This is a genomic window from Streptomyces purpurogeneiscleroticus (genome assembly GCF_020024005.1).
Lineage (GTDB): Bacteria > Actinomycetota > Actinomycetes > Streptomycetales > Streptomycetaceae > Streptomyces > Streptomyces purpurogeneiscleroticus.
Window position 1 is genome coordinate 26,661 of sequence record NZ_NHSG01000090.1, and the last position, 8,305, is coordinate 34,965.

Annotated in this window: 5 protein-coding genes; 3 read left to right on the forward strand and 2 right to left on the reverse strand. The window is 71.3% G+C overall.

Features of this window, described 5'->3' with window-relative positions; translation table 11 throughout:
* Positions 1–115: 115 nt before the first annotated feature.
* The gene (locus CCS38_RS03035; RefSeq protein WP_223731616.1) at positions 116–1,267 is read right to left on the reverse strand and encodes a substrate-binding domain-containing protein; all 1,152 of its coding nucleotides are present in this window, start codon (positions 1,265–1,267) and stop codon (positions 116–118) included.
* Between the two features lie 282 nt (positions 1,268–1,549).
* Between CCS38_RS03035 and CCS38_RS03040 the strand changes: the two genes are divergently transcribed.
* The 3 genes from CCS38_RS03040 (at position 1,550) to CCS38_RS03050 (ending at position 6,611) form a co-directional block, all read left to right on the forward strand.
* Positions 1,550–2,920, forward strand: a complete 1,371-nt coding sequence (locus CCS38_RS03040; protein ID WP_223731617.1) for an MFS transporter — start codon at positions 1,550–1,552, stop codon at positions 2,918–2,920.
* A 183-nt stretch (positions 2,921–3,103) separates the two neighbouring features.
* Entirely contained in the window at positions 3,104–4,132 is a 1,029-nt protein-coding gene (locus CCS38_RS03045; RefSeq protein WP_223731618.1) for an ATP-binding protein, read from the forward strand.
* A 100-nt stretch (positions 4,133–4,232) separates the two neighbouring features.
* Positions 4,233–6,611 carry a LuxR C-terminal-related transcriptional regulator gene (locus tag CCS38_RS03050; RefSeq protein ID WP_223731619.1) on the forward strand — a complete coding sequence of 793 codons (2,379 nt, stop codon included), beginning with the start codon at positions 4,233–4,235 and terminating at the stop codon, positions 6,609–6,611.
* A gap of 124 nt (positions 6,612–6,735) precedes the next feature.
* Here CCS38_RS03050 and CCS38_RS03055 read toward each other — a convergent pair whose 3' ends face one another.
* The gene (locus CCS38_RS03055) at positions 6,736–7,545 is read right to left on the reverse strand and encodes a hypothetical protein (protein ID WP_223731620.1); all 810 of its coding nucleotides are present in this window, start codon (positions 7,543–7,545) and stop codon (positions 6,736–6,738) included.
* Positions 7,546–8,305 lie beyond the last annotated feature (760 nt).

An 8,305-nucleotide genomic window follows, 5' to 3' on the forward strand; every position in this document is an offset into this window, starting at 1 on the left:
CTCGTTCGGGACACGGGAATAGTGAGCGGTACCACATAACCCGGTCAATAGACCGATCAGAAGAAAATGAAACGATCAAACGCTCACGAAGTGCGGGCCGGGCCGCTCCTGACGGTCACTCACCGGCCTCGCTCACGGGCCCGGTCGAACCGCGGACCTGCAGATCCGGCAGCAGCTCGATACGCCGTACGGGTGCCGGACGCTCCCCGGCGGGCCGCCGCAGCCGGTGCAGCAGCAGCTCGGCCGCCGCCCGCCCCACCTCCGTCTTCGGCGGCGCCACCGCGGTCAGCGGAGTACTGCCCAGCGCCGCGACGACATCGTCGTAGGCCACCACCGAAAAGTCCTCCGGCACCCGTATCCCGGCCTCCTGGAACCGCTGGACCAGCATCAGCGCGTCCACGTCGCCGTGCAGGACGGCGGCGGTGGCGCCGCGGGCGCGGAGGAGGTCCAGGACGTCGGGCGTCGGTTCCGCCGCGGACTCCGACCGGGACCGCTCCGCCGGCTCCGGCACGGCCGTCGGCGAACTCAGCGTCACCGCCCAGTCCTCGATCTCCGCCCGCTCCGCCGCGATCGCGGCGAACGCCGCACGCACCGCCCGAGCCGTGGGGCTGTCGTCCCGGGCGCCCAGAACGATCCGCCGGTGCCCCAGCGCGATCAGGTGCCCGACCGCGAGATGGACGCCGTACCAGTGGTCGGAGCAGACCGAGTCGAGCGCGTGCAGCGCGCTGCCGGGCCGCGGGCGGCGCTCCATCAGTACGGTCGGCACGTCCAGCGAGCCGAGCCAGCCGTAGTCGGCCTCCTCGGCGCCCAGCCCGCGCCAGCGCGGCGCGATCAGCAGGCCCTGCACACCGCTCGCCAACGCCTGCTCCACCATGGGGCGTTCACCACCGGACACGGCGGGCGCGATGTGCAGTGCGATCCGCATGCCGGCCTCCTCCAGCACCGTACGCGCACCGTGCAGGATCTCGAAGAGGTACGAGTGCCGCTCGGGCACCACCAGCCCTATCGCGGCACCGTCCTCGCCCGGCAGCACCCTCGGCGCGCCCGCCGCGGCACCCACCGCCCCCGCTTCCTCGACCGGCACGATCGAACGCACCACTCCGTGCCCGCGCCGCAGCTGCCCCGCGCGGGCCAGCTCCTCCACGTCCCGACGCACGGTGACCACCGAAACCTCCAGCTCGGCCGCAAGATCGCCGACGCGGACCGCGCCGCGCGACCGCACCACACCCAAGATCCGCTGCCGCCTGAGCTCGACCGGTTCCCGCATGTTGCTGCGCCCCCCTGTGTGCGTTTGAGCGTTCGCCGCGCAGCATAACGATCAGTCGGCGCCCGCACGAGACCACCGCGAGCGGAGAAAACGCTTCGCGACGGCCGGGCTGCCACCGTTACGATCGCCCCATGGGTATCGCCGTCACGAAGTAGTTCCAGGTGTGCCGTGCCACGGCCGCGCCGCACCGGTATTGACCGGTGGGGCCTGCTCGTCGTGCCGGCACGGAAGCGTCCTTACGGCCCAGTGGCCGTAACGTCCCGCTGCCTGGAGTACCACTTCATGAATGCTTTCCCCGAGGCGCGCGCGTGCCCGCCCGCCGGCCGCCGGACGGCGGCCCTCGCGCTGCTCTCCCTCCTGCAGTTCCTCATCGCGCTCGACGTCACCGTCGTCAATGTGGCGCTGCCGTCCGTCGGCGCGCAGTTCCACGCCCCGGCCGCGTCCCTCTCCTGGGTCGTCACCGGCTACACCCTGGTCGGCGGTGGTCTGCTGCTGCTCGGCGGCCGGGTCACCGATCTGCTCGGCAGGCGCCGGATGTTCCTGCTCGGCACCGGCCTGTTCGCACTCGCCTCGCTCGCGGCGGGACTGGCCCCCGGCCTTCCGACGCTGATCGGGGCCCGCTTCGCCCAGGGCGCCGGCGAGGCACTCGCCTCACCCGCGGCGATGTCACTCATCGCGCTGCTCTTCCCCGAACCCGCCGAACGGGCCAGGGCGCTCGGCATCTGGGGCGCGATCTCGGCGGGCGGCCTCGTCGCCGGCGGGCTGCTGTCCGGCGTACTCACCGAACTGCTGCACTGGCGCTGGATCTTCGGCATCAATGTGCCGCTCGCGGCCGCGGTACTGCTGTCCACGCCGAAGCTGGTACCGGCCGACGGACCACGCACCCGCGCGGGACGCCTCGACCTGCCGGGCGCCGCGCTCCTGACCGCGGGCCCGCTCAGCCTGGTCTACGGAGCGCTGGAGTCGGCGCCGTGGGCGATCGTGGCAGGCGTGGTGCTGCTGGCTGCCTTCGTCGCCGTCGAAGCGCGCACGCGGAACCCGCTCGTACCGCTCTCCTTCTTCACCCACCGCACGCGGGCCGTTGCCAACGCCGCGACGGTACTGCTGAGCGCGGCGCTCTCCACCGCGTTCTTCCTCCTCATGCTGTACATGCAGGAGGTGAACGGGCTGAGTCCGCTGCAGGCGGGGCTGGCCTTCCTCCCCTTCTGCGGGGTGCTGTTCCTGGCCATTTCCCTGGTGTCCCGGCTGATCGGAGTGCTCGGCCTGACGCGCACGGCGCTGGTGGGCCTGGCGTTCACGGCGACGGGCCTGGCCTGGTTGGCCCGCCTTCCCGACCGGGGCACGTACGCCGTCGACGTACTGCCCGGCATGGTGGGCGTCGCCGTCGGTATGGGTATCGGGCTGCTCGCCCTGCAGAACGCCGCGCTGCACGGCGTCACCGAGGCCGACGCCGGAACCGCGGCAGGCATCCAGCGCTCCGTCGACCAACTGGGCGGCTCCCTCGGACTCGCCGTACTGGTGGGAGTCTCCGTAGGGAGTACGAGTGCGGGCGGCGCCGATGGCTTCCGCAGCGCCTTTCTTTACGCGCTGATCGGGGTGACGGCCGCTGCCGGGCTGCTGCTCGCGGTACGTGACGGCACGTCGGAGCAGTAGAAACGGAAACCGGAGGGCAAGTACCCGGCGTATCGGTGTACTGAGGTATACCGATATCGGCCGACGACCGATGCCTACCCCTGGCTCCTTGCTGCACATTGGTCGCGCTCGCGGACCGGACGGGGCGCCCGCGAGCGCGACACGCAAGGTGACACGCGACGCTTGCACCTCTGGAGGCAGGTCATGCTGGGGGATAGGGACCACGGGCCGGCCGGCCTGGTCGGCCGGGACCGGGCGTTGTCGGAGGTGGCGGACGTACTGCGGGCCGAACGCCTGGTCGCGGTGACCGGGCCCGGGGGAGTGGGCAAGACCGCGCTTGTCACGGAGCTGGCGCACCGCATGCAGGCCGGACAGTGGGAGGCCGTGGGGAGGGTGGACCTCGTACGGCAGGACGGCCCCGAGCTGCTGCCCCAGCGGCTTGCCCGCGCCCTCGGCAGGGGCGACCTCCCGGACCGGGGCACCTCCGACGCGCTGGCCGACGCGCTCGGCGGTGCCCCGGCGCTGCTGGTGGTGGACACGTGTGAGTACGTGGCCGATGCCTGCGCCGAGATACTGACCGGACTGGTGGCCGCGTGCCCCGGCCTGCACGTACTGGCCACCAGCCGTACCCCCATGAACACCGCCGGCCACTACCGGCTGCACCCGCTTCCGCTGGAGGAAGCCGCCCGCCTGTTCGGGGCAAGCGGCCGGCGGTGGGGCCTCGTCGACGTACCGGCCCCCAAGACGGTCGAACACATCTGCTCATTCCTGGACGGCCTCCCGCTCGCCGTCCACATCGCGGCGGGACAGCTCGCCCACCACTCGCCCAGCGAGGTCCTCACCCTGGTCTCCCGCGCGGACACCCTCCTGGACCTGACCATCCCCGGCCTGCCCGCGCGGCAGCGCACGCTGCGCGATTCACTCCTGAGCACACACCAGTTGTGCACGCGCGAGGAGCAGCTGCTCTGGGCGCGCTGCACCGTCTTTCCCGGCGCCTTCGGACTGCGGGACGTGCTGGCGGTGTGCGCCGACGAGCGGCTGCCTTCGGGGGTGTTGGCGGCGGCGTTCGGCGGCCTGGAGCGGCGGTCGCTGATCCTGCCGCAGGAGCCGCACGGCACCTCGTACAGGATGCCGTGGTCCACTCGCGCGCACGGCCGGCAGCGGCTGAACCATCTCGGTGAGGAACGGGAGTTCCTGCAGCGCTGTCTGACCTGGCTGCTCCACGACCCGTGACCGGGCACCAACTGCCCGGAACCGCACCGCAGGCCGTGTTGTCCCGCGTAGCGTAGGAACTCGCACTCGGGCACAGGGCAGGCGGAGGGGCGAGCACCACATGGCCTTGGGATACGTCAGTGAGCAGCAGGCCGGCGTGCTGCCCCTGGAAGTCACGGGTTTCGTCGGGCGGGAGCAGGAACTGCGGGAGGTCGGCGAGCTGTTCGACAAGGCCCGGCTGGTGTCGCTCATCGGCCCCGGCGGAGTCGGCAAGACGAGGCTCGCGCTGCGGACCGCCCGTACCGCACTGCCGTCCTTCCCCGACCGCGCCTGCTTCGTCGAGCTGTCGTCCCTGCAGGACCCGGTGCTGCTGCCGCACACCGTGGCCGCGGCGCTCGGCCTGTCCGAGCAGGGGGACCGTGACCCGGTGGGCCTCCTCGTCTCCTACCTCGCCGCGAAGCGGATGCTGCTCGTCCTGGACACCTGCGAGCACTTGCTGGACGCCTGTGCGATGCTCGCCGATCTGATGCTGCGGATGGCGCCCGGTGTCACGGTACTGGCGACCAGCCGCCAACCCCTGGACGTGCCGGGCGAGTTCGTTTACCCGATCACGCCGCTGCCCACCGACCGCGAGGCGGTGCAGCTGTTCGCCGAGCGGGCCGCCGCCGTCGTACCGGGCTTCGCCGTCACCGACGCCAACCGTAAGGACGTCACCTCCGTCTGCCGCCGGCTGGACGGGATGCCGCTGGCGATCGAACTGGCCGTGGTACGGCTGCGAGTGCTCCCGCTCGGCGATCTGGCGACCCGGCTGGAGCACCGTTTCCAGGCGCTGACCGGCGGCCGCCGCGGTGCGGTGCCCCGGCACCGGACCCTGCAGGACGCCATCGACTGGAGCCACGACCTGTGCACCCCGCAGGAACAGCTGCTGTGGCGGCGGCTGTCGGTGTTCGCCGGGGAATTCGACGCCGAAGCCGCCGAGACCGTGTGCGGTGGCGGTGAGCTGCCCGCCGAGGACGTACTGGAGCAGCTCATCGGGCTGGTCGACAAGTCGGTGGTACTGCGCATCGAGGCGGAGCAGGCGCGCTACCGGCTGCTGGACACCCTGCGCGAGTACGGCGCCGAGCGGCTGGCCCAGAGCGGCGAGGAGGAGGAGTACCGCCGCGCGCACTTCGATTACTTCGCGGCGTTCGCCGAACGCGCCGACCGCCCGTTCCACAGCGACCGGCAGGCGGAGCACCTGCGGGCCCTCGCGCGCTGGCTGCAGAACTTCCGTATCGCCATGGAGTACGGCACCGGCACCGACGACCCCGAACTGGCGTTGCGCGGTCTGGACCTGGCCACCCGGCTGTGGACGCACTGGATCATGGCGGGCCGGATGCAGGAGGGCGCCCGCTGGCTCGACCGCGGCCTGGCCAAGGTGCAGCACGACTGTCCCGAGCGCGTCGAGGCACTGCACCGCCTCGCCTGGATCCTGCTGGTCCTGGGACAGTGCGACGCATCCGAGCCGTACGTCCTGGAATCGCTGGCCATGGCCGAACGGATCGGCGACCGGCGCGGCGCGGCGTACGCGACCGAGTTCCGCGGCTGTCTGGCACTGTTCCGTGAGCAGTTGGCGGAGGCGCACCGCGATCTCGACGAGGCCCGCCGCGTCTTCCGCGCGCTCGGCGACCACGACGGGCTGGCCATCACCTGCTTCATCCAGACCTTCGGCGCGGCGCTCGTGGGCGATGTCGAGCGCGCGTGGGAGGTGTCCGGGGAGGGCCTGCGGGCGTTGGAGTCGGCCCCCGGCGAGTGCTGGACCCGCAGTTACTGTCTGCTGTACCGGCAGCTGGCGCTGTGGATGGCGCGCGAGGACTCCCGGGCCGAGGAACGCGACCGGCTCGGCCGCGAGGCGCTGGCGCTGAAGCTGGCCGTGAACGACCGCCTCGGCGCGGCGATCACCATGGAACTGCTGGCCTGGTCCGCCGCCCGGTCACAGCGCTTCGAACGGGCCACCTGGCTACTGGGCGCCGCCGAGGCGTTCTGGAGCAGGCTCGGCGGCGCGCGACTGTTCAACGTGCCGGTCCTGAACGCGGAACGGGACGCGGCCGTCAGCGCGGCGCGCACCGCACTGGGCGACTCCGTATACGGAGAACTTCACGCCCGCGGCGCGGCGCTCGACCTGGAAGAGTCCGTCACCTACGCGGTGCAGGACACCGATGTCCTTCCCCAGCCCGCGTCCGGCAGCACAACGGCCCCCGCCGGCACCCTTTCGGTCCCGCCCACGCCGCAGACCACTCCCGGCACGGTGGCTCTCTCGGCAGCGGACCGCACCATGGGCCGCCCGCCCGCCCTCACCAACCGCGAACGCCAGGTGGCCGCCCTGGTCGCGGAGGGCCTGACCAACCGACAGATCGCGGAACGCCTCGTCGTCTCCAAACGCACAGCCGACGCCCACGTGGAACACATCCTGAACAAACTCGGTCTCACCTCGCGTACTCAGATCACCGGGTTGGAGTGAGGACGCGAAGACACGAGAACACGAGAAGTCGTGCGTGTGATGCGGGAGGCCGGCAGCGCTGGAGCGAGTCGGAACCCGGGGCGCCGCCCCGCTCCATGCGCTGCTCACCGGCCCGTACGGTCGATCAGGCGCTGACAGCCTGGTACAGGCCGCGGCCGGCCCGCTGGGCCCTGGAGGAGGCGACCAGCCGGTCCAGGGTGCTGCGCACGGTGTTGATGGCGGCCGTGTTCTGAGCGCGTCCTACGGCTTCGGCGACATCGCGCGCCCGGACAGGGCTGCTGCCGATCTCCGTCAGTGCCTTGAGAACCTGGTCGGTGAGACCGTTGCTGTCGTTGTCCTTGGCCGGCGCGGCGGGAGCGGTGTCCTTCGCCTTCTTGCCCTGCGCGGCGGTGCTCTTCGCCGTGGTGTTCTTCGCCGCGGTGTTCTTCGCTGCGGTGCCCTTCTCCTTCTTCTCCGCCTTGGCCTTGCCGTTCTTGGCCGAGGCGGTGGACTTCCCGGCGGTGCGGCTCTTCCGCTCAGGCGCGGCGGCCGACTTCGCCGGGCTCTTGCGGGCGGCACTGGCGGGCGCCTTGCGGGGCTTGGGCACGACGGGAGCCGGGGCGGAGTCCGCCTCGGGCGCCTGGACCGCTTCGGGAGTTGCTTCGCTTGTCGGCGCAACGGCCGCGGGAGCGGGCTCGGTCGCGGCCGTGGTGCCGGCGGCCGTTGCGGGGGCGGCGTCCGGCTCGACAGCCTGCTCAGCGGGCTGGGGCACGGACTCGGCGGTGGTCAGCGCCTGCAGTGCGTTGAGAGCGGTGCGTACGGAATCCAGCCGGGTGGTGACGGCGGCCAGCTCCTTTTCCAGCGTCTGCTGCTGCGCCTCCAGCCGGGGAAGTTCTGCCTGCAGCAGGTCCGTTGTGGCGGTGATGCTGCCCGGTGTGCTGACGGTAGTGGTCATGTGGTGCCTTTCTGCTTCGGCCGGCCAGGTATCGGTTTGTACTGCCGGACGCTGGATGTACTTGTGTGGGTATGGGCTCACTGGCCCTCCACGGCAATGCCGTTCAGGAGCTTCGCCGGAAGCAGTTCTGCGGCGACGGCGTTTCACCATGTTGCCGAAGTCGTTGAGTATAAGGTCCCACTTGCCCTGAGCAAGACCGTTGCGAACCGCGTACCGGCGCTCCGGAATTGTGGCAGCAGCCGCGTTCGAGTTGATGACGGCCCACCACGCCCTGACCGCTAACGGTCTGCGGTCATGATGTCATCCGTCCCGGGCAATGCCCTCGCCGCCCTCGCGGAACTCGAAAAGCACCTCGTCGGCACGCATAGGGCCGCCCGGACGCGACAGCCACTCGGCCTGCCGAACAGTTGGCGGGCAGCACTCGCAGCGGGCTTCCGAACGCACTCGTACGGAGTAATCCCTCAAGAGCTGCGTGGCCTTTCAGCGGAGGGATTCTGGCCGGAGAATGTTCGTCCGAGTGGGCTCGCAGTGGGCTCGCAGTGGGTTCCGAACGGGTTCCACAGCCACTTGATGCAAGGCAACCGGATGTCGCTGCCATAGCCGGAATGCCGTGGAGTTCGCCGTCGGCAGCCACTTCGTCGCCGAGGTGTTCCAGCGGCCCGCGGCTACGGCCGCCGGCGCGTCACCCATCCGGTTTTACGTGGCGGGCGGTGGCAGTTCCGGGGTGTTGCCGGGGTCTTCCTGGGGCGGGCCGCTGGAA

Bases quoted from the DNA above. Each gene is read 5' to 3' on its own strand.
- CCS38_RS03055 (WP_223731620.1), bottom strand. From the start codon at position 7,545: ATGACCACTACCGTCAGCACACCGGGCAGCATCACCGCCACAACGGAC.
- CCS38_RS03050 (WP_223731619.1), top strand. From the start codon at position 4,233: ATGGCCTTGGGATACGTCAGTGAGCAGCAGGCCGGCGTGCTGCCCCTG.
- CCS38_RS03040 (WP_223731617.1), top strand. From the start codon at position 1,550: ATGAATGCTTTCCCCGAGGCGCGCGCGTGCCCGCCCGCCGGCCGCCGG.
- CCS38_RS03045 (WP_223731618.1), top strand. From the start codon at position 3,104: ATGCTGGGGGATAGGGACCACGGGCCGGCCGGCCTGGTCGGCCGGGAC.
- CCS38_RS03035 (WP_223731616.1), bottom strand. From the start codon at position 1,267: ATGCGGGAACCGGTCGAGCTCAGGCGGCAGCGGATCTTGGGTGTGGTG.